Genomic DNA, 24,742 nt, shown 5'->3' on the forward strand with positions numbered 1-24,742 from the left:
CTCAGCCCTCCCTGCCGTTCGGATCCGCGGCGGGCGCGAGTCCGGCGAGGTAGGTGGTGCGCGGGCGCGTGTTCAGGTGCCCGAGGAGCGCGTATTCCCGCGTGTCCCGGCGGGCGGCCGAGACCTGGCTCCCCGGGTCTGCGACGTTGCCGAAAGTGATCGCCCGGGTCGGACAGGCGCCCTGGCAGGCGGTCTCCACCGCGCCGTCGGGGATCGGCGCGTGGGCGTCCTTGGCGGATGTGATCCGCGCCGCCGTGATCCGCTGGATGCAGTAGGTGCACTTCTCCATCACGCCGCGGGACCGGACCGTGACCTCGGGATTGCGCTGCTGCTGCTCCACCGGGGTCATGCCGCCGGTATAGTCGCGGTAGTTGAAGCGCCGCACCTTGTAGGGGCAGTAGCTCTGGCAGGTCCGCGTGCCGACGCAGCGGTTGTAGACCTGAAGATTCAGGCCCTCGCTGTCGTGGAGCGTCGCCTCGACGGGGCAGCCAAGCTCGCAGGGCGCCTGCTCGCAATGCATGCAGGGGACCGGCTGGAAATGCGTGGTCGGCGCGTCGAGGTCGCCCGCGTAGTAGCGGTCGATCCGCAGCCAGCCCATCCATCGGCCGAGCGCGACCTCCTCGCGCCCGACGACGGGGATGTTGTTCTCCGCCTGGCAGGCGGTGACGCAGGCGTTGCAGCCGATGCAGGCGTCGAGGTCGATGGCCATGCCCCACTGCGCGGCGACCCAGCGGTCCTGGCTCTCCGGGGGTGGGTAGAACGAGGCCGGCGTCGGCGCGCCCTTCGGGTCGCCCGCGGGCGCGGCGCCCAGGGCCTGCACGCGCACGAGGTCCTGCCCCTCCATCGTGCCGAGATGCTGGGTGGTCACCGGCTCGTGCGCCCGGCCGGTCTTCGTCAGCCGGGCGCCGGCGAGCCGCCAGGTCGAACCGGCCGGGCGCAGGGGCGCGGCATCGTAGCCGAGGCCGCGGGCGAGGTGGTCGGGCATGTCGCGGCCGTAGCCCAGGGTGAGGGTGACGGTGTCGTCGGCCTGGCCGGGCAGGATCCAGGCGGGCCCCTCGACCGCGCGGCCGGCGGACTCGACCCGCAGGATGTCGCCCGTCGCGATACCCTCGCGCTCGGCGAGGCGCGGGCCGACCGCGACCACGTTCTCCCAGACCACCTTGGTCAGGGGCTTCGGGAGTTCCTGCAGCCACGCGAGGTCGGCGTGGGTGCCGTCCCAGATCGTCGGATCGGGCCGGAACAGCACCTCGACCCCGCCGGCCGGCGCGGGCGACGGAGCGGTCGCCGGGACGGCGGCCGCCTGCGTCAGCGCGACGGTCTCGGCCGGGCGCGCGCTGCCCCCCCAGAAGCCGATCCGCAGGGCCTCGGTGAAGCGGGCCTCGAAGGCCGCGTCGTCCTCGCCCGCGTTCCGCGCCTGCGCCTTGAGGAGGCCGAGGGCGTCCTGGCCGCCGTCACCGCCCTCGCCGCCGGCCAGGAAGGCCAGCATCTCCGGCAGGGTCCGACCGTTGTACAGGGGGGCAACCGTCGGCTGGATCAGCCCCACCGTCCCGTCGAGGGACCGGACGTCGCCCCAGGATTCCAGCGGGTGCGCGGCGGGCAGGTGCCAGTCGGCGTGCGCGCCGGTCTCGTCGTAGTAGAGGCCCGCGTGGATCTTGAGCGGCACGCGCGCCATCCGGGCGGCGAAGTCGAGGGCGCCCGGCGCCTCGTAGACCGGGTTGGCGCCGAGCACGACGAGCACCTCGACGGCGCCCTGATCCATCGCCTCCGCGAGTTCCGCCAGGCTTCCGGCGCCGGTCTCCTCCGCGGGCACCGTGTGGATCAGGGTCGCGCCGGTGTTGCCGAGGGCGCCGTTGAGGCGGTGGACGAGCGCGTGCAGCTCGGGGCTCGCGGTCAGGCCGGCTGTGACGATGCCGCTCCCCCGGGCGCCGGCGAGCGCCGCCCCGGCGCTCCGCGTCCAGCGCGCGACGGGATCGTCGCCGGCTTGGGCCCCGCCGCCGGCGGCCAGCGCGAGCAGGTCGCGGGCGAGGTCCTCCATCCGTCCGGCCGGGACCACGAGGCCGCGATCCGCCTTGGCGCTGGTCAGCGTCGGCGTCGGCGTTGCCGCGTGGAGGGTGAGGAGGCGCCCCTCCGCGTAGGCCGCGCGCCGCGCCTCGCTCCAGCGCCGCGAAAGGCCGACCTGGCCGGGCCCGAGGTCCAGAAAATCGCCGTCGAGCGCCACGATGGTGCGGGCGCGGCCGAAATCGGGGATCGTCTCCAGCGGCCGGCCGTAGGCTCGGCGGGCACCCTCGTAGATCCCGCCGCGCCCGGCCCCGGCGCCGGTGTACCAGCGCAACGCCGGGTAGGCGGCCCGCAGCCGCGCGATCTGGGCCGCCACGCCGGGCGACGTCACGGGGCCGGTGAGCAGGGCCAGACCCTCGCCCCGCCTCTCGCGCCAGCCCGGCATCCGCGCCTGGAGATCCGCCCGGAACGCCGGCCAGGAGCTCGGCCGGCCGAGATGCTGCACCGCCTGCGAGCGGAACGGGTCGTAGAGTCCGAGCACCGAGGCCTGGGCCAGCACGTCGGTGCCGCCGCGGCTCCAGGGATGCTCGGGGTTGCCCTCGATCTTCAGAGGGCGGCCATTGCGGGTGGTGACCAGGATGCCGTTGCCAAAGCCGTCGAACACCGCCGAGGAGGCGTACGACAGGTCCGTGCCCGGCACGATCCGCTCGGGCTGGTTGACGTAGGGAACCTCGTAGTCGCGGCCGCTGCCCCCGCCGCAGGCGGTGAGGCCGCCCAGCGCGAAGGAGGCGGCCATCAGCTTCAGGAAGCCGCGCCGCTCCGGGGCGGCGGCGAGCCGGGACGCCGACGGGAACTCGGCCGCCAGGTAGGCGCGGAACTCGGGGCTGTCGGCCACGGCGTCGAGGCTGCGCCAGAAGCGCGGCCCGTCGCCGCCGGCGAGCTTCGCGCGCAGGGCCGCGATGTCGGGGGCGCCGGTCATCGGTGACAGATCCCGCATTCGGTCAGCCGCTCCCCGCCGCGAATATGGTACTGCGCCACGAGCTTCGGGCCCAGAATCGCCTGGTCGGCCAGCGGCTTCCAGGTCATGTTCCAGACCTGATCCGGCGTGCGGACGTACTTCTCCGGGGCCCGGTGGCAATCGAGGCAGAACTGCATCTCGAAGGCGTTGGCCCGGTAGGTCATCTGCATCGACGTGACGTCGCCGTGGCAGGTCGAGCAGCCGATCCCCTTCGTCACGTGGACGGAGTGGTTGTAGTAGACGTATTGCGGCAGCTTGTTCAGCCGCTTCCATTCCAGCGGCGTGTCCTGCGCGTAGCTGTCGCGCACCGGCTTGAGCATCTCGGAGCCGGTCCAGATCTGCGAGTGGCAGGTCATGCAGGTGTGCGTCGGCGGGATGCCGGCGGTGGCCTCCCGGTCGACCGTGGTGTGGCAGTAGCGGCACTGGATGCCGAGCTCGCCGGAATGGTGCTTGTGGCTGAACGGGAGCGGCTGGGCCGGCGCGATCCCGACGCCCGTGACGTAGTTCGAGCGCACGATCCCGGCCGCCAGGACCGGGACACCCACCAGGCAGGCCACGCCGGTCATCAGCGCGAGGCGGTAGAGCGCGTCGGCGCCGGGGGTGAACAGCTGCGCCATCAGGCGGTCCCGGGCCTCGAGCCGGCCGGGCCGGGCCCTACGGTCTGCTCAGCCCCTCGCCGCACGCCTCACCCCATCCTCTGATCCCGACCGAGATCGGCTGCGCCGGCATGGCCGCGCGATGCGGCCCGAGCGGACGCGGCGACCGGACCGCGCGGCAATGTCCAGGGTCGACCCGCGCGCACAAGATCCAACCTAGAGCGCTTCCAGACCAGGGCTAGAACTTGGATCAGTTCGGCCGACATGTCGCACGGGCCCGGCTCGCGTCGGCCGCCCTTCCCGCCGCGGCCGCGAAGGCCTATGCCGCGAGCGGCGGCGGACCCCGCCCGACCCTGCCCGGAGACGCATGGAATCCGATCCCCTCCTCCTGACGTGGCGCGCCGCGCGGCCTCAGCACACCCTCGCGGCGGCCCTCGCGGTCGGGATCGGCGCGCCGCTCTGCGCGCTGGCGCTCCTGTGCCTGCGCGACCTGATCGCGGTCCTGCCGCGCGACGAGGCGCCGGCGCTCCCGTTCCTGCGCGTGGCGGTAGAACTCCCGGGCCGGGAACTGGTGCTCGTCCCCGGCATCCCGATGCGTCCCGCCGAACTCGAACTCACGGCCTTCCTGTGCATCGCGGTCTGCGCCCTGGCGCTGGCGGGGGTCGGCTGGTTCGTGGCGCGCCTGTGCTTCAAGGCGCAGAACAGGGCCGGGGACGCCGTCCGCGAGGGCGTGCTGCAGGCGATCCTCGACGCGCCCGCGGGCGCCCGGGACGAGGCGCGCGGCCTCACCCGGATCATCGGCGAGGTGCTGGCCCGGGCCGACCGCCTGCTCGCGGCCGGCATCGTCCTGCCGGCGATGACCCTCGCGGCCCTGATCCTGGCCCTCGGCTTCGCGGCGCTCGCCGCACCCCGGCTGGTCCCCGCGGCGGTGATCGGCCTCGCGGCGATCGGCCTCGCCTACGGGCTGGTGCTCGAGCGCGCGCGCGACCGGCACGAGCTGCGCCTGCGCTCGAGCGCGCGCGCGGAGGAGAGCCTGAACGACCTCGTCCGGCGGCTGCCCGCCGTGCGCAACCACGGCGCGGCCGCCATCGAGCGCCAGCGGATCGCCGTCCGCGTCGCCGCGATGCGCACGAATGTCGGACGGGCCGAGGCGCGGCTGGCCTATGCCCGGGCGCCCGCCCTGGCCCTGGCGGTGATCCTCCCGGCCATCGCCGCCGGCACCGCGCTCTGGCGCTCCGGGCCGGGCCAGCCGCCCGCGGCCCCGGTGGATCCGGCCGCCCTCGTGGCGGCCGTGGGTGCCTTCGGCCTCGCCGGCTGGCTCGCGGCGATCTGCGCGCGGCTCTGGATGGTCCGCAGGTCGGTGCGCCCGCGCCTGCGCGACCTCGCCCGCACCATCGCGGCCCTCGAGGGTCGGCGGGCGCGGGCCGCCCGCACCGGGGCCGCCGCCCTGCCGCTGCCCCGGTGCGGGATCCTGGCCACCGAGGGCGTCGGCGCCTTCGACCCGGCGACGGGCGAGCGCCTGACGGGCGTCGACATGGCCGTGTCGATGCCCGGCCACGTCGCGATCACGGGTAGCCGCGGCAGCGGCGCCCGCGCGCTGGCGGCGGTCTTGGCCGGCCAGGTCGAACCGACGGCCGGGGCCGTCACCTACGCGGGCGCGGACCTGCGCGACTTCGACGCCGCCGAGCGTGCCCGGCGGATCGCCTTCACGTCCGGCGAGGCGATCCTGATGGAGGGCTCCCTCCGGCAGAACCTCCTCTACGGCACCGATCCGGCGACCGCGCCCGACGACATCGCGCTGATCGGCATCTGCCGGCTCACCGGCCTCGACGGCTTCGTGTACGCCCGCGGGCTGACCGGGCGGCTCGATCCGGCCGCACAGCCGCGGCTCGCCGCCGCGATCGTCGCCGCGCGCCGCACCATGCGGGTGGCGCTGGCCGCCAAGGGCGCCGAGCGCCTCGTCGAGCCCTTCGATCCCGACCGCTACAACAACCAGGCGAGCATCGGCGAGAACATCCTGTTCGGCGAGCCGGTGGGCGGCACCTTCGCGCCCCTGCGCTTCGCCCGTCACCCCTACCTGCGGGCGGTCCTGGAGGCCGAGGGGCTGGTCCGCCCGCTCACCGAGATCGGCCTGTCGGTGGCCCGCAGCACGGTCGAGATCTTCGCCGACCTGCCCAACGACCACCCCCTGTTCGACGCCTACTCGCTGTTCCAGGCGGCCGAGCGGGGCTATTTCGAGGATCTCGTGGTGCGCCTGCCCCACGCGGCGAGCCTGCGCCGGGGGCCTGCCGGCCAGCGCGACCGCACGCGGCTGATCGGCCTCGCGCTGCGCTACAACGAGTCCCGCCACCGCTTCGGCCTGATCGACGGCCTGTTCGAGGAGCGCCTCGTGCAGGCGCGCCGGTCCTTCGCCCGGATGCTGCCGCCCCACCTCGCCGGCGCGGTGGTGTTCCACGACCCCTCGCGGGTCAATCCGGCCGCGAGCCTGGAGGAGAACCTCCTGTTCGGGCGGATCAGCCTCGGCGAGGCCAATGCCGAGCCGCGGGTGCGCGAGCTGGTGCGCCGGGTCCTGGCCGACGAGGGCCTGGAGGCCTCGGTCTACGGCCTCGGCCTCGACAGCAAGGTCGAGATCCAGCCCAGCACCGGGGCGCTCGCGGACGGCGCGATCAATGCCCGCGAACGGGTGGCGATCGAGCTGAGCCGGTGCCTCGCCCGCGATCCCGACATCCTCGTGGTGGCGGTCGCGATGGACGAGCGCAAGGCCGAGGGCGCGCGCGAGCGGCTCGCCCAGCTGCGGCAGGCGCGGGCCGGGCGCGGCCTCATCGTCTGCCTGCCCGAGACGGGCCTCGCGGACAGCGCCGCGCCGTTCGACGCGGTGATCGCCGTGGAGAACAGCGCCGTCGTCGCGCCCGTGCCGGCGGATGCCGAGCGGGAGCCGGCGCCGGCGGCCTGAAGGGCCCGTCGGCGGACCGGACGCGCAGCCTCACGGCCGCCGCAATAATCCGTCAGGTCGCGGGGCCGCGCCCGTCCGGCAGCCATCCCGGCCGATCCAGCGCGGACGGTTCATGCCCCTGTCGACCTCGATCCCCCTCGCCGCCGGCCTCGTTCTGCTCGCCCTCGCGGGCCCCGCCGCCGCGCAGGCGGGCAAGGCCGAGGCGCCGATCCCGGCCGCGACCCTCGCGCTGATGGCGCAGAAGGGCGTGACGGCCGCCGCGCCGGTCCTGTTCCGGGCCTACAAGAAGGAATCGGAGATCGAGGTCTGGAAGAAGGGCGCCGCGGGCTACGTCTACATCAAGACCTTCCCGATCTGCCGCTGGTCCGGCCAGCTCGGGCCGAAGCGCAGGAGCGGCGACCGGCAGACCCCGGAGGGGTTCTACACGGTGCCCCGGCGCCAGATGAACCCGAACTCGCACTACTACCTGTCCTTCGACGTCGGCTATCCCAACGCCTACGACCGGGCCCACGGCGGCACAGGCTCCGCCGTGATGGTGCACGGGATCTGCTCGTCCATGGGCTGCTTCGCCATGACCAACGGCACGGTCGGCGAGATCTACGCTATCGCCCGGGACGCGCTGAACGGCGGGCAGGCGGCGTTCCAGTTCCAGTCCTACCCGTTCCGGATGACGGCCGAGAACATGGCCCGCCACAGGACCGACCCCAACATCGCCTTCTGGCGGGAGCTCAAGGCCGGCTCAGACCGGTTCGAGGTCACCCGGGAGGAGCTTCAGGTCTCGGTGGTCGCGGGCCGCTACACCTTCGCGCCCGCCCGGGATCCCGCCGTCGAGGCGGCCGTCACCACCCGCCGGGCGGTCGAGGATGCGCGGATGACCGCACTCGCCGAGGCGGGCGAACCCGCCGTGCGCACCACCTATTCCGACGGCGGGCAGAACGCCTTCTGGGCGGCCTACACGGCCCGGGGCGGCGCAGTGGGGGACATCAGCCGGCCGGAAGCCCTCGCCTTCGCCGGCCAGGAGGTGGTCGTCGTTCCGGGCCACCGCGCCCATCGCCCGGTGCCCGACACGGTCTGGGCCAGCTGGGCCGCGCCCGAATCGGGCCTGTCGCCGCGGCAGATGGCGGGATTCGTGCCGGTCTACGAGCGGTCTCCCGACCCGTTCGGGGCGCTGGTCGCGCCGCTCCCGACGCGATACAGCGACGCACTCCCGTCGTGGCTCGCCGCGGGACTCGCCGGATCGGCGGCCGGCCGCCCGATCCTGGCCGGGCCGTCGGCCAGTCTCGTGGCCGTCGCGGAGCCTCTCTGAGCATGCGTAGGCCCGTCCCAACAGCCCGTGCGTGTGCGCGGACGCACATCACGGCCGCGTGCGGCACACCAATTCATGATACGGCAGGGGATGAGCGGTACACCTGCTCCGTCGGCCTGCCGTATTCAGAGCTACCTTCCCGGAACGGCGACGGGGTTTCGATCATAAGTGATCGGGACCGACTGTCCGCGGATTCGTGATCGCCATGTCGAACAGTTCCGAGCCGACCATCCTGGCGGCCGACCAGGACCTCGCACTCCGCTTCTGGGGCGTCCGCGGCTCGACGCCCGTCAGCGGTCCGCAATACGCCGAGTTCGGCGGCAGCACGCCCTGCATCGAGGTGCGATGCGGCCAGCGCATGTTCATCGTCGACGCGGGCTCCGGCATCTACAACCTCGGTCAGGGTCACCGGACCGATCTGCCCCAGGAAGTCGACCTGCTGTTCAGCCACCTGCATCTCGACCACACCGCGGGTCTGCCCTTCTTCAAGCCGGCGGTCCTCGATCCCGACCGGGTGATCAACACCTACTGCGGCAACCTCGGCGGCGAATCGGCCGGCCCGACGCTCGACCGGCTGTTCGCGCCGCCGCTCTTCCCGGTTACGCTCGACAAGCTGTGCTGCACCTTTAACCATCACGGCTTCGAGGCGGGTCAGACCCTGGCCTTCCCGGACGGCACGCGGGTCGCCACGATCCTGCTGAACCACCCGCAGGGCTCGGTCGGCTACCGGTTCGAGCACGGCGGCCGACGCCTGTGCCTGATCAGCGACATCGAGCACAGCGACCCGTGGCCGGATCCCGAGCTCGCCGCCTTCGTGGCCGACGCCGACCTGATGATCTACGACGGCATGTTCACCGACGGAGAGTACCCGACCTGCCGGGGCTGGGGGCACTCGACCTGGCAGAAGGGCGTGGAGCTCGCGCGGAACGCGGGCGTCAAGGCGCTCGGGATCATCCACCTGCATCCGGCCCATTCCGACACGGCGCTGCGCGACATGGAGGCCGACCTCCAGGCCGAGATGCCGACGGCGTTCATCGCGCGCGAACGGCAGAGCCTGATCGTCGGCGCCCCGCGGGCTGTGAGCGGCCGGCAGAGCGGACGTCCGGCCGTGGCGCGGGAGATGCGCCGCCGGATCAAGGTCGCCTGAGGTGCGGGCTCAGGCGGAGTGCCGCCTGCGGGTCCGGCCGTACCGCGCCCAGGTGAACAGCACGAACAGCGCGACGCCGATGATCAGGATGCTCCAGCCGTAGTTGCTGACGAGCTGCGCGTCGATCGGGTGGCCGACATACCCGAGCGCCACCAACAGACCGAACACCGCGATCGCCGCGGAAACGAGCATCCCTACAATCATCGAAATCCCCGGCGCGTCCCACCCGCGCGATTCGGCACGGCCGTGTGGTGGGGAAGAATGCACGGCGGCCGCTCCCGTTCCAGCGTTGTGACCGGCCCCCGCCGGACGGCACTCGGGCCGTCGGACGCGATCATCCGCGCCCCGCTGTTCACCGGAATGGCCCGGCGGCGCATTCGGCGGCTCCCATCGCGCCGAAGTTAGGCTAAGTAGGCCGCCTGACGGCGCCCCGGGGCGCGCGAGGAGCTCGAGACCACGGCGATGAGCGGCCAAGACAACACGACGGCGTCCGCGACGGCGCACACCAGCCCGCAGACGCGTTCCGCCCCCGTCGCCGCGCCGGGCCCCGTGCGCCCGCAGGACCAGCTCGTGACGATCTACGGCGGCTCCGGCTTCCTGGGCCGGCACGTGGTCCGGGCGCTGGCCAAGCGCGGCTACCGGATCCGCGTCGCGGTGCGGCGGCCGGACCTCGCGCTGTTCCTGCAGCCGCTCGGGAAGGTCAACCAGATCGTCGCCGTCCAGGCGAACCTGCGCTATCCGGACTCGGTGGCCCGGGCCGCCGAGCGGTCGGACGTGCTGATCAACCTCGTCGGCATCCTGCAGGAGACCGGCTCCCAGAGCTTCGCGCGGCTGCAGGTCGACGGGGCCGAGGCGATCGCCCGCGCCGCGGCCCGCCAGGGCGCCCGGATGATCCAGGTCTCGGCGATCGGCGCCGATCCGACCTCGCCGTCGCTGTACGCGCGCACCAAGGCGGAGGGCGAGGCGCGGGTCTTCGCCGCCTGCCCGGACGCGGTGGTATTCCGGCCCTCGCTGATCTTCGGGCCTGGCGACAGCTTCTTCAACCGCTTCGCCGGCCTCGCCCGGGCGCTCCCGGTCCTGCCGCTGGCCGGCGGCCAGTCGCGCTTCCAGCCAGCCTTCGTGGGCGACGTCGCCGAGGCGATCGCCCGCGCGGTCGACGGCACCCTGGCGCCCGGCAAGGTCTACGAGCTCGGCGGCCCGGAGGTGGGCACGCTGGAGCACTTCGTGCGCTACATGCTGAAGACGATCCGGCGGAAGCGGGTGGTCGTGGACCTGCCCGTGCCGGCGGCCAAGCTCCAGGCCCGCATGCTGGAGATCGCCGACACCCTGACCTTCGGCCTTCTCCCGGATTCGCTGAAGCTGACCCGCGATCAGGTCACCCTGCTCCAGAACGACAACGTCGTCTCGGAGGCCGCCAAGGCCGAGGGCCGCACCTTCGAGGGGATCGGGATCACGCCGACCGCCGCCGAGGCGGTGGTGCCGGGCTATCTCTGGACCTTCCGCAAGGCGGGTCAGTTCGCCACCGACCGGGACGCGGAGTACCTGTCCGAAGTGCCCGACACGCTGGCGTCGGAGCCCCTGGCAGCCGGCTCGCAGCACCGGCCGAAGACCGCCTCCGGTCCGGCGATCGGCGCCGATGCCGGCAGCTCGCCGGGGGCCGGGCAGGGCGGCATGGGCGTGCGCTGGGGAACCCGGAACCCGGGCTAGGTGACGGCCCGCGCCCGGGTCGCGCCGTGAGCGCGCGCTCGCCCCACGGATCCGGCGGCCCGGCCGCGCGGCGCATCCTCGTCACCGGGGCGGCCGGCTTCGTGGGCGGCCACGTCCTGCCGCTCTTGGCGGGGGCGACGGCGGACTCGTCGGTGCGGGCGGCCGATCGCGTGGCCGGGATCGGGCGGGGGCGGTCGCCGCGCCTGCCGGAGGGCGTCACCTACGCGGCGATCGACCTCCTCGACGAGGCCGCGCTCGGCGGCTTCGTGGCGCGGTTCCGGCCGACCGCGATCCTCCACCTGGCGGGTCTCGCCTCGGTGGCGGATTCCGCGAGCGGCCCGGGCCAGACGTGGCGGGTCAACGTCAACGGCCTCATGAACCTCGTGGCCGCGGTCGAGGCGGTGCCGGGCTGCACCTTCTTCTTCGTCAGCTCCGGCGAGGTCTACGGCAGCGCCTTCCTGGCCGGCCACGCCCTCAGCGAGGCGGTCGAGCCCCTGCCGCGCAACACCTACGCGCGCTCGAAATGGGTCGGCGAGCAGCTGCTCCGCGACCTGCTGCCCCGCATCGGCGTGAAGCTCGTCGTGCTCCGGCCGTTCAACCATATCGGCCCCGGCCAGGACGAGCGCTTCGTCGTGGCCTCCTTCGCGGGCCAGATCGCCCGGATCGAGGCCGGCCTCGTGCCGCCCTGCCTGGAGGTCGGCAACCTCTCCTCCTACCGCGACTTCCTCGACGTCGCCGACGTGGCGAACGCCTACGCCGACCTGATCGGCCGGGCGGACTCCCTGGCGGACGGGAGCGTGTTCAACATCAGCTCGGGCCAGCCGCGGACGATCGCCAGCGTTCTCGAGGACCTGCGCGCCCGGGCCCGGATGCCGTTCGAGATCCGCGTCGCCCCGGAGCGGGTGCGGCCGACCGAGATCCCCCTGGCCGCGGGCGATGCCGGCCGCCTCCACGCCGCCACCGGGTGGCGGCCGCAGGTCTCGTGGGACGCGGCCCTGACCCGGGTTCTGGACGACGCGCGGGCGCGCCTGGCGGGCACGGCCGCGACCGGCTGACGCGCCGCCGGGTCTCGCGCCCGAGCGGGGCTCACCGTTCGGCGACGGCGATCAGGGCGGTGGAGGGGATCGGCAGGACGGGGCGTCCGGCCGCCATGCGCCGCGCCTCCGCGATCACCGCGGCCCGATCGTCCGCGCTCAGGTCGACCCAGTCCGGCGACAGGCCGAACACCGTGTCGGGGTCGTCGAGCAGGGCGCCGTCGAGCCCGTAGTCGAAGGTCACCCGGTCGATCCGCGGGGCTCCGTACCCGGCCGCGACCATCTCCCGGGTGAACCCGGCCGGATCGCCGAGCGCCCGCACCCCTTCGGGCATCGCCCGGCTCTTGCGCTCGGGGAACAGCCGGCGGCGGATCTCGCCGAGCAGCAGGAACGTCGCCGCGCCCTGGTCCTGCCACGTCGCGACGACGCCCCGTCCCCCGGGCCGCGTCACGCGCGCCATCTCGGCGAGCCCCTTCCGCCAGTCGGGGAACATGATCACCCCGAAGATCGAGAACACCGCGTCGAAGCCGGCGTCGGGCAGGGCGAGGGCCTGACCGTCCATGACCCGCGCGGCGACGTTGGGCAGGCCCGCCCCGGCGATGTGCGCGACCATGCCGGGCGCGAAGTCGACCGCGAGGACCTGCGCCCCCGTCCGCGCCGCGGCCAGCGCGAGGGCACCGGTGCCGGCCGCGACGTCGAGGACGCGGCTGCGCCCGGTCAGCGGCACCCGCGCGAGCGCCGCCGCGGCGAAGCGCGCCGTGAACGGGTGGGCGGTCGTCGCGTAGTGCTCGGCGACCTTGTCCCACCGATCGGGGTTCTCGAACTCGCGCACCGCTTCGACTCCGGTCAATCACGTAACTTGATAAGTATCGTGATGCGGCGCGGTTGCCAAGCCCGAGCCCGGTGTGATGGATCGACGGGTGCGCACCGACAGCCGCCTCTCCCGAACGCTCCATGTGCTGCTTCACATGGCCCGCCACGACGGACCGATGACGTCCGAGGCGATCGGGCGGATGCTCGGGACGAACCCCGTGGTCGTCCGCCGGACGATGGCCGGGCTCAGGAACGCGGGCTACGTGACATCGGAGAAGGGCCACGGCGGCGGATGGACCATCGCGGCGGACCTGAACGCGGTCTCGCTGCTCGACGTCCACCGCGCGGTCGGCGGTCCCCGCATCTTCGCGATCGGCAGCGATCGCGCGAACCCGGCCTGCGCCGTCGAGCAGGTCGTCAACGCGGCGGTCGAGGACACGCTGCGCGAGGCCGAGGCCCTCCTGATCGCGCGGCTCGGTTCCGTCAGCCTCGCCGAACTCGCGCGAGGCTTCGACGCCCGGTGCCGGCCCGAGGGCCCGTCGGACGCCTCGACCTGCGCCTGACGTCGGGCGGTTGCCGCGCCGGCGCTCAGGCGCCATCCTCGGCATCGACGCGGACCCGCTACGGGATGATCGGCCATGGGCCTTCTGGACGGATTGCTCGGACACGGCTCGGCGGTCGACGCGGCCTCCCTGGAGCGCCGGCTCGACGGCATCCTGATCGAGGGCGAGACGGCGCGGCTCGCCTTCAGGATCATCCGCGACGTGTTCGTGTTCACCGAGCGCCGCGTCATCCTGATCGACGTCCAGGGCGTGACCGGCAGCAAGGTCGAGTTCCTGTCGGTGCCCTACCGCGCGATCGTGCGCTTCTCGGTCGAGACCGCCGGCACGTTCGACCTCGACGCCGAGCTGAAGATCTGGGTGTCGGGCGCGGCGGAGCCGATCCAGCGGACCTTGAAGAAGGGCGCGGATGTCCGGGGCATCCAGCGGGCCCTCGCCGAGGGCGTGCTGCGCTAGCCCGCGGCACGCGAGGGCCGGCGACGGCCGCCTAGCGGACCACGCCCTTGGCCCGCAGCGCGTCGCGCGCGTCCTGCGGATACTCCAGCTGCTCGGCCAGGATCTCGGCGCTCGAATCTCCGAGGCCCGGCGGCATGCGCCGCACCGGCAGCCGGCGCCCGTCGAGCCGGTAGGGCGGCGCGATGACGTGGGCGTTCTCGGGCGCCGCGACCACCAGCCCGGCCTCCTGGGCCCGGTCGCAGGTGAGCGCCTCGCGCAGGCCCATCACCTCGCCACAGGGGATGCCCGCGGCCCGCAGCCGGGCGATCAGCGGCGCGCGCTCCCACGTGGCGAGCTCGGCCTCCAGCACGGGGATGAAGGCGGCGCGGTTGCGCGACCGGTCGAGGTTGGTGGCGAAGCGCGGGTCGGCGACCCAGTCCGGGCGCTCCAGCACCTGCTCGCAGAAGCGGCGGTACTGCCCGTTGTTGCCGACCGTGATCACCACCGGGCCGTCGCCCGCCTCGAACACCCCGTAGGGCACGATCGACGGGTGGGCGTTGCCGTAGCGGGGCGGATCGATCCCCCGGGCGAGCGCCTCCAGGCCGTAGTAGGAGGTCAGCGCCACGCCGCAATCGAACAGGGCGAGATCGACGGTCCGGCCGCGCCCGGTCCGTTCCCGCTGGTACAGGGCGGCCAGCACGGCCTGGGCGGCGAACTGGCCGGTGAACAGGTCGACCGCCGCGACCCCGAACTTGAGGGGCGGCCCTCCGGCCTCGCCGTTGAGCGCCATCACGCCGGACTCGCCCTGGACCACGAGGTCGTAGCCGGGCCGGCCGGCCTCCGAGCCGTCGGAGCTGTAGCCGGCGATCGAGCAGTAGATCAGGCCGGGATTCTCCGCCGCCAGCGCCGCGTAGCCGAGGCCGAGCTTGTCGGCCCCGCCGGTCTTGAAGTTCTGGACCAGCACGTCGCTGTCGCGGGCCAGTGCCTTCACGATCGCCAGCCCCTCCGGCGTGGCGAGGTCGACGCCGATCGAGCGCTTGTTGCGGTTCACGCTGTCGAAATACGAGGTGTTGCCGGGGCTCGTCGGCACGCCCCAGTCGCGGGTGTCGTCGCCGCGCTCCGGGTGCTCGACCTTGATCACGTCCGCGCCGAGATCGCCCAGCACCTGCGCGCACCAGGGCCCGGCCAGGACCCGGGACAGATCGAGGACGCGGATTCCGGCGAGCGGCAGGTCGGCAACGGCATCCATCGCGAAAGGTCCTCACGCTCCCATGACGCCGTCGAGACTGCGCACGGCGTCGATCAGTTTCGGACGCGCCACCTCCAGGAGGAAGCGCGCGTCGGTGATGACGGTGGGGGCACCGCAATTGACCGCCATGGGCGGCAGGCCGCCGCCGGGATGGAACCCCACCGCGATGGCGCAGACCGTCTCCTGCCACTCGCCGAACGAGGTGCAGCAGCCGAGTTCCCGGTGCTCCTCCACCGCCCGGTCGAGGCCCGCGCGCAGCGCCGGCCAGGCCACGGGATCCAGCGCCTTCAGGTCCTCGTAGAGGCCCGCGCGCTCGCGGTCCGGACAGACCGCCACGTAGGCGCGGCCCATGGCGCTGCGGGCGAGCGAGATGCGCGAGCCGGTGTCGAGGTTGAGCGAGATCGCCGCCGGGCCGCGCTGGCAATCGACGTAGCGCATGCTGAGGCGGTCGCGCACCCCGAGGCCCACCGAGGCGTTGGCCGCCTCCGCGACCGCGCGCAGGACCGGCCGGGCGATCGCGCGGATGTCGAGACCGCCCAGGGCGGCCGAGCTCAGCGCGATGGTGGCGGTGCCGAGGCGGTAGCGTCCGAGCTCGGGCATGTGCTGCAGGTAGCCGAGCTTGGTCAGCGTGTAGGTCAGACGCGACACGGTGGAGCGCGGCAGGTCGCAGGCCTCCGCGATGTCGTGGTTGGCGAGGCTCGTGCGCCCCGGGCCGAAGCAGGCGAGCACCGCCAGCCCCCGGGCCAGCGCCGTGACGAAGTGCCGGTCCTCCTTCGCACCGGCCCCGCCGGCGTCGGGCTCGGCGGCGTCGGATCCGGCGCGCAGGTTCCCGTCCGCCTCCACCGACCCGCTCATCGGCGCAGGAACGCCGCGAAGGCCGCCTGCGCCGCCGGACCGCGGCGGAGGGCGTGGAACACGTCCGCCTCGGCGTCGAGGGCGCGGGCGACGCTGTCGTCGTGGCCGCGCCGCAGCGCCTGCTTGGTGGCGGCGATCGAGACTTGGGGCAGGGCGGCGAGCGCGCGCGCCTTGGCCAGCGCGGTCTCCAGGGCCGTCCCGGCCGGGACGGCGGCGTTGATCAGGCCGGCCGCGGCGGCGTCCGCGGCCGTGAAGGGCTCGCCGAGCATCAGCAGCTCGGCGGCGCGCTTCGATCCCGCCACCAGGGGCAGCAGGTAGCTCGACCCGCCCTCCGGGCTGAGGCCCAGGGCCGTGAAGGGCAGGCGGAACCGCGCCCCGTCCCCCGCGTAGGCGAGGTCGCAGTGGAGCAGCAGCGTCGTGCCGATGCCGACCGCGTGGCCCTCAACGGCGGCCACGACCGGGAGCGGGCAGGCGCGCAGGGCCTTGAGGAAGGTGAGGCCGGGACTGTCGCCGCCGGTCTCGACGTCCTGGAAATCCTTGAGATCGTTCCCGGCGGTGAAGCAGCCGCCCGCGCCGGTGAGGACCAGGGCGCGCACCTCCGCGTCCCGGGGCGCCGTCTCCAGCGCGTCGGTCAGGCCCGCGTAGGTCGCTCGGTCGAGGGCGTTGCGCCGCTCCGGCCGGTCGATCGTGACGAGCCGGATCCCGGGCTCCGGATCGGCGAGGCGGACGCTCACGGAACGGCCCCGCCGTCGCGGTCCGCGGCGTCGTCCGCGGAGCTGCCGGCGATCCGCGCCCGCGCCGCCGCGTATTCCCGGGCGAGCCGGGCGACGAGGTCGGCGGTCGCCGGCGCGTCCGCGATGGTGCCGACGCCCTGGCCGGCGCCCCAGACGTCCCGCCACGCCTTCACGCTGCCGCTGCCGAAGTTCATCGCGGTCTTGTCGCGCACCGGCAGAGCTTCGGGATCGAGCCCCGCGGCGCGGATGCTCGGCGTCAGGTAGTTGCCGGGCACGCCGGTGAAGTAGGGGGTGTAGAGGATGTCGGACGCCGCGCTGCCGGCGATCATGTCCTTGTAGGCGGGGGCCGCGTTCGCTTCCCGGGTGGCGATGAACCGGGTGCCCATGTAGGCGAGGTCGGCGCCCATGGCCTGGGCCGCCAGGATCGCCGAGCCCGAGGTGATCGCCCCCGACAGGATCAGCGGTCCGTCGTAGAACCGCCGGATCTCCCCGACGAGGGCGAAGGGGCTCAGCGTCCCCGCGTGACCGCCCGCCCCGGCGCAGACCAGGATCAGCCCGTCGACGCCGGCCTCCAGCGCCTTCTCGGCGTGGCGGACGGTGGTGACGTCGTGGAACACCACCCCGCCGTAGGCGTGGACCGGGCGGATCACCGCGTCCGGCGCCCGCAGCGAGGTGATGATGATCGGCACTCGGTGCCGGACGCAGGCCTCGACATCCTGCGCCAGCCGGTCGTTGGACGCGTGGACGATCTGGTTCACCGCGAACGGCGCGACCTTCCGCGCCGGGTCCGCCGCGCGGGCCTCCGCCAGCGTCCGCGTGATCCGCGCGAGCCACTCGTCGAGCAGCTCGGCCGGTCGGGCATTCAGCGCGGGGAAGGAGCCGACCACGCCGGACAGGCACTGCGCGATGACCAGCTCCGGGCCGGAGACGATGAACATCGGGGCGCAGATCACCGGCAGGGCGAGCCGGCCGCGCAGGATCTCGGGCAGGCGCCCGCCCGGGTCGCGCTCGGGACCGTCGCTCACCGCCCGCTCCTCACCGCCGGAACCCGCGCCGGACAGGCACCCCCGGGCCGCTCGCCCCGATCCTTGCCGCGCACCGCGATCCTCCTCCCCGTGCCTCCGGCGGCCCGGCCGTCGCGCGCCGGGCGGCGTCCGCAACCGAGTCTCGTCCAGGGCCGTTGTGATGCCACGGGCCCGGGCCGCGGGTCAAACGGCCGCGGCACCGATCTTCTGCACTGCAGAACAGTTGGATCCACTTTGTCGACGGACCTCGCCTGTCCTTGACGCTGGGGAACACACGGACCAACATCCCGCCGAAATGCGGACACTCATTCTGCATTGCAGAACATCAGGGAGCTTCGGGTGGTTCGTCAGGAGGTCGATGGCGGGGTGGCGGTGCTCACGCTCGCCAACCCGCCGGTCAACGCGCTGGGCGCCGCGCTGCGGGCGGCCCTCGACGAGGCCCTGACGCGAGCCGTGGCGGACGCCTCGGTCCGTGCCGTCGTGCTGGCCGCCGAGGGCAAGGTGTTCGTCGGCGGCGCCGACATCGGCGAGTTCGGCAAGCCGCAGCGGCCGCCGAGCCTGCCGGACATCCTGGACCGGCTCGACGCCAGCCCGAAGCCGGTGGTGGCGGCGATCGGCGGCGCGGCGCTCGGCGGCGGCCTGGAACTGGCGATGGCCTGTCACGGCCGCGTCGCCGCCCCGTCGGCCAGGATCGGGCTGCCGGAGATCAAGCTCGGGATCATCCCGGGCGCCGGGGGCACGCAGCGCCTGCCGCGGCTGATCGGGCCCGACGCCGCCTTCGCGATGATGCTCACGGGCGAGCCGGTCTCCGCCGAGAAGGCGGCGGCGCTCGGCATCGTCGACGCCGTCGTGCTCGGCGACCTGGTGGCGGCGGCCCGGACGCGCGCCCTGGAACTCGCCGATGCGGGGACGCTGCCGCGGGTGCGCGACCGTTCCGACAGACTCACGCGAGAGGCGCGCGACCGGTTCGAGGCGCAGGCCGCCGAGGCGGTGAAGCGCGATCCCGACGCCACCAACGTCCACGCCCTGGCGCGGGCGGTGCGCGCCGGCCTGGAGCAGGATTTCGACGCCGCGGTGGCGGTGGAGCGGGCCGAGTTCCGCACCCTGGTGGAGGATCCGCGCTCGAAGGCCCTGCGCTACGCCTTCTTCGCCGAGCGCGAGGCCGGCCGGGTGCCCGGCCTGCCCAAGGACACGCCCCGCCGTCCCGTCCGCACGGCCGCCGTGATCGGCGCCGGCACGATGGGGGGCGGCATCGCGATGTGCTTCGCCAATGCCGGCATCCCCGTGACGGTGATCGAGACGGAGGAGGGCGCCCTGGCGCGCGGCCTCGACCGGGTGAAGGGGCTCTATGCCGGCTCGGCCAAGCGCGGCTCGATCACGGAGGCCCAGCGGGAGGAGCGGGTCGGCCGGATCACCGGGGCGCTCGGCCTGGAGAACGCCCGGGAGGCCGACATTGTCGTCGAGGCGGCCTTCGAGGATATGGGCGTCAAGCGCGAGATCTTCTCGAGGCTCGACCAGATCGCCAAGCCCGGCGCGATCCTGGCCACCAACACCTCCTACCTCGACGTGAACGCCATCGCGGCGGTGACGGGCCGGCCGCAGGACGTGCTCGGCCTGCACTTCTTCAGCCCGGCCAACGTCATGCGCCTCGTGGAGGTGGTCCGTGCGGAAAAAACCGCGCCGGACGTGCTGGCCACCGCCCTCGATCTCGGCAAGCGCCTCAACAAGCTGCCGGTGACGGTGGGCGTCTGCTTCGGCTTCGTGGGCAACCGTATGCTGGAGCGCCGCAGCCGGGCCGGCGAGCGCCTGCTGCTCGAGGGCGCGCTGCCCCACGAGGTCGACGCGGCGGTGACCGGGTTCGGCTTCCGGATGGGGCCCTTCGCCATGGGCGACCTCGCGGGCCTCGATATCGGCTGGCGCTCGCGCAAGGATTTCGGCGGCCGGGCGCCGGTGGCGGACTCGCTCGCCGAGCAGGGCCGGTTCGGCCAGAAGACCGGCCGCGGCTTCTACCTCTACCCGGACGGTGCCCGCGCCGGCACGCGCGACCCCGAAGTCGAGGCGCTGATCGCGCGGGTCGCCGCCGAGCACGGCGTGAACCGCCGCAGCTTCACCCCGGACGAGATCATCGCGCGGCTGATGTACCCGATGGTCAACGAGGGCGCGCGGATCCTGGAAGAGGGCATCGCGGCCCGGCCCGGCGACATCGATACGATCTGGATCAACGGCTACAACTGGCCGGCCTGGCGCGGCGGCCCGATGCACTGGGCCGACACGGTCGGGCTGCAGACGATCGCGGAGGCGCTGTCGCGCTTCGCGGCCGAGACCGGCGACGACAGCCAGGAGCCGGCGCCGCTGCTGAAGCGTCTCGCCGCCGAGGGCGGCAGCTTCGCCGGCCTGAAGAACGCCTGAGCGGGAGAGAGATCATGACCGACGCGGTGATCGTCGCGACCGCCCGCACCCCCATCGGCAAGGCCCATCGCGGGGCCCTGAACCTCACCCGCGGCGCCGACCTCGCGGCCCACGCGATCCGCGGCGCCCTGGACCGGGCGCGGCTGGAGCCGGAGGCCGTCGAGGAGGTGGTGCTCGGCTGCGGCTATCCGGAGAACGCCACGGGCGGCAACGTCGCCCGGCACGCGGCCCTGGTGGCGGGGATCCCGGTCGAGTCGGCCGGCGTCACCGTCTCGCGCTTCTGCGCCTCGGGCCTGGAGGCGATCGCCAGCGCGGCGCGGCGGATCGTGCTCGACGGCGTGCCGGTGGCGGTGGCGGGCGGCGTCGAGTCGATCAGCCTCGTCCAGCCGAAGGTCCAGCGGGAGCTGACCCGCAATGCGTGGCTGGAGGCGCACCTGCCGGCGATCTACATGCCGATGATCGAGACCGCCGACATCGTGGCGGAGCGGTACGGCATCTCCCGGGAAGCGCAGGATCTTTTCGCGCTGGAGAGCCAGCGCCGGACCGCAGCGGCGCAGGAGCGCGGCCTGTTCGACGACGAGATCGTCCCGATGTCCGCCGTCATGGCTGTGACCGACAAGGCCACCGGCGAGACCCGGGAGGTCGAGACCCGGCTCGCCAAGGACGAGGGCAACCGGCCGGACACGAATCTGGAGGGCCTCGCCAAGCTCAAGCCCGTGCGCGGGGAGGGGGCCTCCATCACGGCGGGCAATGCCAGCCAGCTCTCGGACGGGGCCTCGGCCAGCGTGCTGATGTCGGCCGACGAGGCGGCGCGCCGGGGGCTCGAACCGCTCGGCACCTTCCGGGGCTTCGCCTCGGCGGGCTGCGGGCCGGACGAGATGGGCATCGGCCCGGTCTTCGCGGTGCCGCGGCTCCTGGAGCGGCAGGGCCTGCGCGTCGCCGACATCGATCTCTGGGAGCTGAACGAGGCCTTCGCGTCCCAGTCGGTCTACTGCCGCGACCGGCTCGGGATCGACCCGGCCACAGTCAACGTCAACGGCGGCGCCATCGCGGTCGGCCACCCGTTCGGCATGTCGGGGGCGCGGCTCGTGGGCCACGCCCTGCTGGAGGGCCGCCGCCGCGGCGCCCGCTACGCCGTCGTGACCATGTGCGTCGCCGGCGGCCAGGGCTGCGCCGGCCTGTTCGAGATCGCCCGGAGCTGAGCCGATGGACCTGCGCTTCACCGACGAGGAAATCGCGTTCCGCGACGAGGTCCGGAGCTTCTGCCGGACAGAGATCCCGGCGGAGATCCGGAAGAAGGTCTCGGAGGGGCGCAGCCTCTCGAAGGAGGATTACGTCACCAGCCAGCGGATCCTCAACGCCAAGGGCTGGGCGGTGCCGCACTGGCCGCAGGAATGGGGGGGCCGGGACTGGACCCCGATCCAGCGCTACATCTACACCGAGGAGCTGTTCCAGGCCGCGGTGCCGCTGCCGCAGCAGTTCAACTGCTACATGTTCGGCCCGGTGCTGGCGACCTTCGGGCGGCAGGACCAGAAGGCGCGCTTCCTGCCGCGCGCCGCCAATCTCGACGATTGGTGGTGCCAGGGCTTCTCCGAGCCCGGCGCCGGCTCGGACCTCGCGTCGCTGAAGACCAAGGCGGTGCGCGACGGCGACCACTACGTCGTCGACGGCCAGAAGACCTGGACCACGCTCGGCCAGCACGCCGACTGGATCTTCTGCCTGGTGCGCACCGATTTCGAGGCCAAGAAGCAGCGCGGCATCTCCTTCCTGCTCATCGACATGAAGACGCCCGGGATCACCGTGCGTCCGATCCTCACCCTGGAGGGCCGGCACGAGGTCAACGAGGTTTTCTTCGATTCTGTCCGCGTGCCGGTCGAGAACCTCGTCGGCGAGGAGAACAAGGGCTGGGACTACGCCAAATTCCTGCTCGCCAACGAGCGCACCGGCATCGCCCGGATCGGCCTCACCAAGGAGCGGATCGCCCGGATCAAGCGGCTCGCCCGCGAGATGCCGGCCGGGCCCGGGACGATGTGGGACGATCCCGCCTTCCGCTCTCGCGTCGCCGAGGTGGAGGTCGAGCTGAAGGCCCTGGAGATCACCCAGATGCGGGTGGCGGCCAAGCAGGGAAGGGCGGATTCGGTGGAGCCGGATCCGGCCTCCTCGCTCCTCAAGATCCGCGGCTCCCAGCTCCAGCAGGCGGCGACCGAGCTGCTGGTGGAGCTCGCCGGGCCCTTCGCCCTCGCGGCGCCCGCGCGGGGGGCCGGGGCCAACAACCTGCCCGGCGGCTTCGACTGGGTCGACGCGGCGGCGCCGAGCTACTTCAACAACCGCAAGGTTTCGATCTACGGCGGCTCGAACGAGATCCAGCACAACGTCATCGCCAAGGGCATTCTGGGGTTGTGAGCGATTTCCCCTCCCCCTTGCGGGGAGGGGTCAGGGGTGGGGGTGGTTCAGGATCGAGCGCCACGGTGCCTTCTGCACCCCCCCACCTCCGGCTCCTCCCCGCAAGGGGGAGGAGAGGGGGCAGAGGAAACACCATGGATTTCGACCTGAACGAGGACCAGTCGCTCCTGCGCGACTCGGTCGAGCGGCTCGCCGCCGACCTCTACCCGTCCCTGGAGAGCCGGCAGGCCCGGCTCAAGGCGCCGCTGGGCTTCCCCGAGGAGGGCTGGACGGCCTTCGCCGAACTCGGCGTCGCCGGCCTGCCCTTCTCCGAGGAGGAGGGCGGCCTCGGCGGCGGCCCGGTCGAGACCATGCTGGTCATGGAGGCGGTGGGCCGCAACCTCGTGGTCGAGCCCCTGCTCGCGAGCCTCGTGCTCGGCTCGACGGCCCTGCGGCTCGGCGGCAGCGCCGCGCAGCGGGAGCGCCTCGTCCCGGGCCTCGTCGCCGGCGACCTGCGCCTGACCCTCGCCCATACCGAGCGCCAGTCCCGCTACGACCTCGCCGACGTGGCCACCGCGGCCCGGCGCAGCGGCGACGGCTACGTGCTGAGCGGCGCCAAGAGCGTCGTGCCCAACGCCGACGCGGCCGGCCTGATGGTGGTCTCCGCCCGGGTCTCGGGCGAGCGGCGCGATCCGCACGGGATCGGCCTGTTCCTGGTCCCGACCGACGCCGCGGGCGTCGCCATCGAAGCCTATCCGACCCAGGACGGCGGCCGGGCGGCCGAGGTGTCGTTCTCGGACGTGACGCTCCCGGCCGACGCGGCGCTCGGCGATCCCGAGGGCGGCCTGCCGCTCCTGGAGCGGGTGGTGGAGCACGGCATCGCGGCGCTCGCCGCCGAGGCGGTCGGCTCCATGGATGCGCTCCATAAGCTCACGGTCGAATACCTCAAGACCCGCAAGCAGTTCGGCGTCAGCGTCGGCTCGTTCCAAGCGCTGCAGCACCGGGCCGTCGACATGCTGATCCAGCTGGAGCAGGCCCGCTCGATGGCGCTCTACGCCGCCATGATGGTGGACGCGCCGGATGCCAAGGCGCGGGCCGCGGCCCTGTCGGCCGTGAAGGTGCAGATCAACAAGGCCTGCCGCTACGTCGGCCAGGAGGCGGTCCAGCTCCACGGCGGCATCGGCATGACGCTCGAGTATATCGGCGCCCACCATTTCAAGCGGCTCGCCATGATCGAGTACCTACTCGGCGACACCGCCTACCACCTGCGCCGGATCACGCAGGACGAGAACGGGCTGCTGGCGGCGTAGGTCGGCTCGGGCACTCGCGCCGGCGCCGCGAGCGGCGCGACCCAGCGGCGCCACGCTCGCGAGTGTGGCGCTGCCCCGGGCCGCTCCGCTCGCGATGACGGGGCGATCAGTTGAACAGCGAGCCGACCCCGCCCTGCACGCGGCCGAGACCGGCCCGCGCGACGGTGTTGTTGGGGTCGATCGTCGAGGCGCGCTGGTAGTTCTCCATCGCCTCCTTGCGCTGGCCCTGCTTCTCGTAGGCGAGGCCCCGATAGGCCCAGGACGTGGCGTCCTTGGCGTTCACGTTGAGCGCGGCGTTGTAGTCTTCGATCGCCTTCGCGTACTGGTTGGTCGCGATCAGGCTCTGGCCGCGGGCCGCGTAGGGCGCGGCCACGAACGGGTCGCGGTCGATGGCGGCGTCGAAATCGGCGATCGCCTGGGTGTCCTGACCCTGCTTCTGCCGCACGAGGCCGCGGGCGTGGTAGGCCTGCGCGGATTCGGGGCTCAGGCGGATCGCGACGTTGAGGTCGTTCAGCGCCTGGTCGAGGTTGCCCTGCGCGCGCTCGACATTGGCGCGGCCGATATAGGCCGGCCCGTAATTCGGATCGATCCCGATCGCCTTGGTGAAGTCCTGCAGCGCCGGGCCGTCGCGGCCGATCTGCCGGTTCGCCAGGGCGCGGTTGTTGTAGGCGGAGGCGGAGTTCGGATCGAGCTGGATCGCCTTGGTGAAGTCGCCGATGGCGTCGTTGAACTGGCCGGCGCGGGCGTAGGCGGCGCCGCGGGTGTTGTAGGCCGCCGCGTCGTTCGGATTGCGCTGCACCACCTCGGTCAGGGAGGCGATGTTGACGTTGGTGGCGCCGGTCGTGTCCTTCTCCAGGACCGCGTATTGCCGCGGGCCGGCCGCGCTGCCGACGGTCTCGCAGCCCGCGAGGCCGGCAGCCGAGACCAAGGCCGCGCCGATCAGTGCCGTCTTCCGTCCCAGCCGGTTGCGTACGTTCATCGCCCCACTCTCCCCGAGGCGTCGCCCGCTCCGCGCGTGCCCGCCCCGCCCCTCACAGTCCAAGAGCCCGCGCCCTGCGCCGGGCACACCCGCATCCGGGGCACCGTCGCGCATCACGGTGAAGGCCGGCTTAAGAAGCGCCGCGTCGTGATCCGGCCCCCGCCGGTCCCGACGGGACCGAGGCGGTGCGGGCGGAATCGATCGACAGCATTCGGTACCGACCACGGTGCCG

Annotated in this window: 20 protein-coding genes; 11 read left to right on the plus strand and 9 right to left on the minus strand. The window is 73.4% G+C overall.

The features are described 5' to 3' along the window. Window position 1 precedes the first annotated feature (1 nt). Together ACLBXO_RS14605 and ACLBXO_RS14610 are read right to left on the minus strand one after the other, a co-directional pair. On the minus strand, window positions 2–2,977 hold the full coding sequence (locus tag ACLBXO_RS14605; RefSeq protein WP_447685780.1) for a TAT-variant-translocated molybdopterin oxidoreductase: 2,976 nt from the start codon (window positions 2,975–2,977) through the stop codon (window positions 2–4). Beyond that, entirely contained in the window at window positions 2,974–3,633 is a 660-nt protein-coding gene (locus ACLBXO_RS14610; RefSeq protein ID WP_447685781.1) for a cytochrome c3 family protein, read from the minus strand. Before ACLBXO_RS14610 ends, ACLBXO_RS14605 begins: the two co-directional genes overlap by 4 nt. Before the next feature lie 346 nt (window positions 3,634–3,979). Between ACLBXO_RS14610 and ACLBXO_RS14615 the strand changes: the two genes are divergently transcribed. The 3 genes from ACLBXO_RS14615 to ACLBXO_RS14625 all read left to right on the plus strand — a co-directional run bounded on the left by ACLBXO_RS14615 (window position 3,980) and on the right by ACLBXO_RS14625 (window position 9,018). Further along, window positions 3,980–6,565: an ABC transporter ATP-binding protein gene (locus tag ACLBXO_RS14615; protein ID WP_447685782.1), complete on the plus strand. Its 2,586-nt coding sequence runs from the start codon at window positions 3,980–3,982 to the stop codon at window positions 6,563–6,565. 112 nt (window positions 6,566–6,677) lie between these two features. Beyond that, complete coding sequence (locus tag ACLBXO_RS14620) at window positions 6,678–7,871, plus strand: L,D-transpeptidase family protein (protein WP_447685783.1); 1,194 nt, start codon at window positions 6,678–6,680, stop codon at window positions 7,869–7,871. Between the two features lie 205 nt (window positions 7,872–8,076). Then, window positions 8,077–9,018, plus strand: coding sequence for an MBL fold metallo-hydrolase (locus ACLBXO_RS14625; RefSeq protein WP_447685784.1), 942 nt, complete (start codon window positions 8,077–8,079; stop codon window positions 9,016–9,018). A 9-nt stretch (window positions 9,019–9,027) separates the two neighbouring features. Here ACLBXO_RS14625 and ACLBXO_RS14630 read toward each other — a convergent pair whose 3' ends face one another. Further along, on the minus strand, window positions 9,028–9,210 hold the full coding sequence (locus ACLBXO_RS14630) for a hypothetical protein (protein ID WP_331314030.1): 183 nt from the start codon (window positions 9,208–9,210) through the stop codon (window positions 9,028–9,030). Window positions 9,211–9,480: 270 nt separating this feature from the next. Between ACLBXO_RS14630 and ACLBXO_RS14635 the strand changes: the two genes are divergently transcribed. Together ACLBXO_RS14635 and ACLBXO_RS14640 are read left to right on the plus strand one after the other, a co-directional pair. Continuing rightward, a complete protein-coding gene (locus tag ACLBXO_RS14635; RefSeq protein WP_447685785.1) occupies window positions 9,481–10,725 on the plus strand; it encodes a complex I NDUFA9 subunit family protein in 1,245 nt (414 codons plus the stop codon). Window positions 10,726–10,751: 26 nt separating this feature from the next. Further along, the gene (locus tag ACLBXO_RS14640) at window positions 10,752–11,780 is read left to right on the plus strand and encodes an NAD-dependent epimerase/dehydratase family protein (protein WP_447685786.1); all 1,029 of its coding nucleotides are present in this window, start codon (window positions 10,752–10,754) and stop codon (window positions 11,778–11,780) included. A 31-nt stretch (window positions 11,781–11,811) separates the two neighbouring features. Here the strand turns inward: ACLBXO_RS14640 and ACLBXO_RS14645 are convergent, their stop codons facing one another. Then, the gene (locus ACLBXO_RS14645; RefSeq protein ID WP_447685787.1) at window positions 11,812–12,591 is read right to left on the minus strand and encodes a class I SAM-dependent methyltransferase; all 780 of its coding nucleotides are present in this window, start codon (window positions 12,589–12,591) and stop codon (window positions 11,812–11,814) included. Window positions 12,592–12,679: 88 nt separating this feature from the next. On the opposite strand from ACLBXO_RS14645, the gene ACLBXO_RS14650 reads away from it, so the two are divergent. Then, window positions 12,680–13,135 (plus strand): Rrf2 family transcriptional regulator, encoded by a 456-nt coding sequence (locus ACLBXO_RS14650; protein WP_331313475.1) that lies wholly within the window; start codon window positions 12,680–12,682, stop codon window positions 13,133–13,135. A 75-nt stretch (window positions 13,136–13,210) separates the two neighbouring features. Further along, window positions 13,211–13,588: a PH domain-containing protein gene (locus ACLBXO_RS14655; RefSeq protein WP_331313476.1), complete on the plus strand. Its 378-nt coding sequence runs from the start codon at window positions 13,211–13,213 to the stop codon at window positions 13,586–13,588. Window positions 13,589–13,619: 31 nt separating this feature from the next. Here the strand turns inward: ACLBXO_RS14655 and ACLBXO_RS14660 are convergent, their stop codons facing one another. From ACLBXO_RS14660 to ACLBXO_RS14675, 4 genes are read right to left on the minus strand one after another with little or no spacing between them, the layout of a single operon-like run. Then, window positions 13,620–14,816, minus strand: a complete 1,197-nt coding sequence (locus ACLBXO_RS14660; RefSeq protein WP_331313477.1) for a CaiB/BaiF CoA transferase family protein — start codon at window positions 14,814–14,816, stop codon at window positions 13,620–13,622. Between the two features lie 12 nt (window positions 14,817–14,828). Beyond that, entirely contained in the window at window positions 14,829–15,671 is an 843-nt protein-coding gene (locus tag ACLBXO_RS14665) for an IclR family transcriptional regulator (protein WP_331313478.1), read from the minus strand. Further along, a complete protein-coding gene (locus ACLBXO_RS14670; protein ID WP_447685788.1) occupies window positions 15,668–16,405 on the minus strand; it encodes an enoyl-CoA hydratase-related protein in 738 nt (245 codons plus the stop codon). The genes ACLBXO_RS14665 and ACLBXO_RS14670 overlap by 4 nt, the downstream gene beginning before the upstream one ends. Next, the gene (locus tag ACLBXO_RS14675; protein WP_447685789.1) at window positions 16,402–17,430 is read right to left on the minus strand and encodes an NAD(P)H-dependent flavin oxidoreductase; all 1,029 of its coding nucleotides are present in this window, start codon (window positions 17,428–17,430) and stop codon (window positions 16,402–16,404) included. Before ACLBXO_RS14675 ends, ACLBXO_RS14670 begins: the two co-directional genes overlap by 4 nt. A 339-nt stretch (window positions 17,431–17,769) precedes the next feature. Between ACLBXO_RS14675 and ACLBXO_RS14680 the strand changes: the two genes are divergently transcribed. The 4 genes from ACLBXO_RS14680 to ACLBXO_RS14695 all read left to right on the plus strand — a co-directional run bounded on the left by ACLBXO_RS14680 (window position 17,770) and on the right by ACLBXO_RS14695 (window position 23,531). Continuing rightward, entirely contained in the window at window positions 17,770–19,839 is a 2,070-nt protein-coding gene (locus tag ACLBXO_RS14680) for a 3-hydroxyacyl-CoA dehydrogenase NAD-binding domain-containing protein (protein ID WP_331314035.1), read from the plus strand. A gap of 14 nt (window positions 19,840–19,853) precedes the next feature. Beyond that, the gene (locus tag ACLBXO_RS14685; RefSeq protein ID WP_447685790.1) at window positions 19,854–21,041 is read left to right on the plus strand and encodes an acetyl-CoA C-acyltransferase; all 1,188 of its coding nucleotides are present in this window, start codon (window positions 19,854–19,856) and stop codon (window positions 21,039–21,041) included. 4 nt (window positions 21,042–21,045) lie between these two features. Continuing rightward, the gene (locus ACLBXO_RS14690; protein ID WP_331314038.1) at window positions 21,046–22,242 is read left to right on the plus strand and encodes an acyl-CoA dehydrogenase family protein; all 1,197 of its coding nucleotides are present in this window, start codon (window positions 21,046–21,048) and stop codon (window positions 22,240–22,242) included. Between the two features lie 134 nt (window positions 22,243–22,376). Further along, complete coding sequence (locus ACLBXO_RS14695; protein WP_331314039.1) at window positions 22,377–23,531, plus strand: acyl-CoA dehydrogenase family protein; 1,155 nt, start codon at window positions 22,377–22,379, stop codon at window positions 23,529–23,531. A gap of 106 nt (window positions 23,532–23,637) precedes the next feature. Here the strand turns inward: ACLBXO_RS14695 and ACLBXO_RS14700 are convergent, their stop codons facing one another. Continuing rightward, window positions 23,638–24,510: a tetratricopeptide repeat protein gene (locus ACLBXO_RS14700; protein WP_331314041.1), complete on the minus strand. Its 873-nt coding sequence runs from the start codon at window positions 24,508–24,510 to the stop codon at window positions 23,638–23,640. Window positions 24,511–24,742 lie beyond the last annotated feature (232 nt).

It is taken from the genome of Methylobacterium sp. C33D (assembly GCF_053345825.1).

Bases quoted from the DNA above. Each gene is read 5' to 3' on its own strand.
- ACLBXO_RS14605 (WP_447685780.1), bottom strand. From the start codon at position 2,977: ATGACCGGCGCCCCCGACATCGCGGCCCTGCGCGCGAAGCTCGCCGGC.
- ACLBXO_RS14610 (WP_447685781.1), bottom strand. From the start codon at position 3,633: ATGGCGCAGCTGTTCACCCCCGGCGCCGACGCGCTCTACCGCCTCGCG.
- ACLBXO_RS14615 (WP_447685782.1), top strand. From the start codon at position 3,980: ATGGAATCCGATCCCCTCCTCCTGACGTGGCGCGCCGCGCGGCCTCAG.
- ACLBXO_RS14620 (WP_447685783.1), top strand. From the start codon at position 6,678: ATGCCCCTGTCGACCTCGATCCCCCTCGCCGCCGGCCTCGTTCTGCTC.
- ACLBXO_RS14625 (WP_447685784.1), top strand. From the start codon at position 8,077: ATGTCGAACAGTTCCGAGCCGACCATCCTGGCGGCCGACCAGGACCTC.
- ACLBXO_RS14630 (WP_331314030.1), bottom strand. From the start codon at position 9,210: ATGCTCGTTTCCGCGGCGATCGCGGTGTTCGGTCTGTTGGTGGCGCTC.
- ACLBXO_RS14635 (WP_447685785.1), top strand. From the start codon at position 9,481: ATGAGCGGCCAAGACAACACGACGGCGTCCGCGACGGCGCACACCAGC.
- ACLBXO_RS14655 (WP_331313476.1), top strand. From the start codon at position 13,211: ATGGGCCTTCTGGACGGATTGCTCGGACACGGCTCGGCGGTCGACGCG.
- ACLBXO_RS14660 (WP_331313477.1), bottom strand. From the start codon at position 14,816: ATGGATGCCGTTGCCGACCTGCCGCTCGCCGGAATCCGCGTCCTCGAT.
- ACLBXO_RS14665 (WP_331313478.1), bottom strand. From the start codon at position 15,671: ATGAGCGGGTCGGTGGAGGCGGACGGGAACCTGCGCGCCGGATCCGAC.
- ACLBXO_RS14685 (WP_447685790.1), top strand. From the start codon at position 19,854: ATGACCGACGCGGTGATCGTCGCGACCGCCCGCACCCCCATCGGCAAG.
- ACLBXO_RS14690 (WP_331314038.1), top strand. From the start codon at position 21,046: ATGGACCTGCGCTTCACCGACGAGGAAATCGCGTTCCGCGACGAGGTC.
- ACLBXO_RS14695 (WP_331314039.1), top strand. From the start codon at position 22,377: ATGGATTTCGACCTGAACGAGGACCAGTCGCTCCTGCGCGACTCGGTC.
- ACLBXO_RS14700 (WP_331314041.1), bottom strand. From the start codon at position 24,510: ATGAACGTACGCAACCGGCTGGGACGGAAGACGGCACTGATCGGCGCG.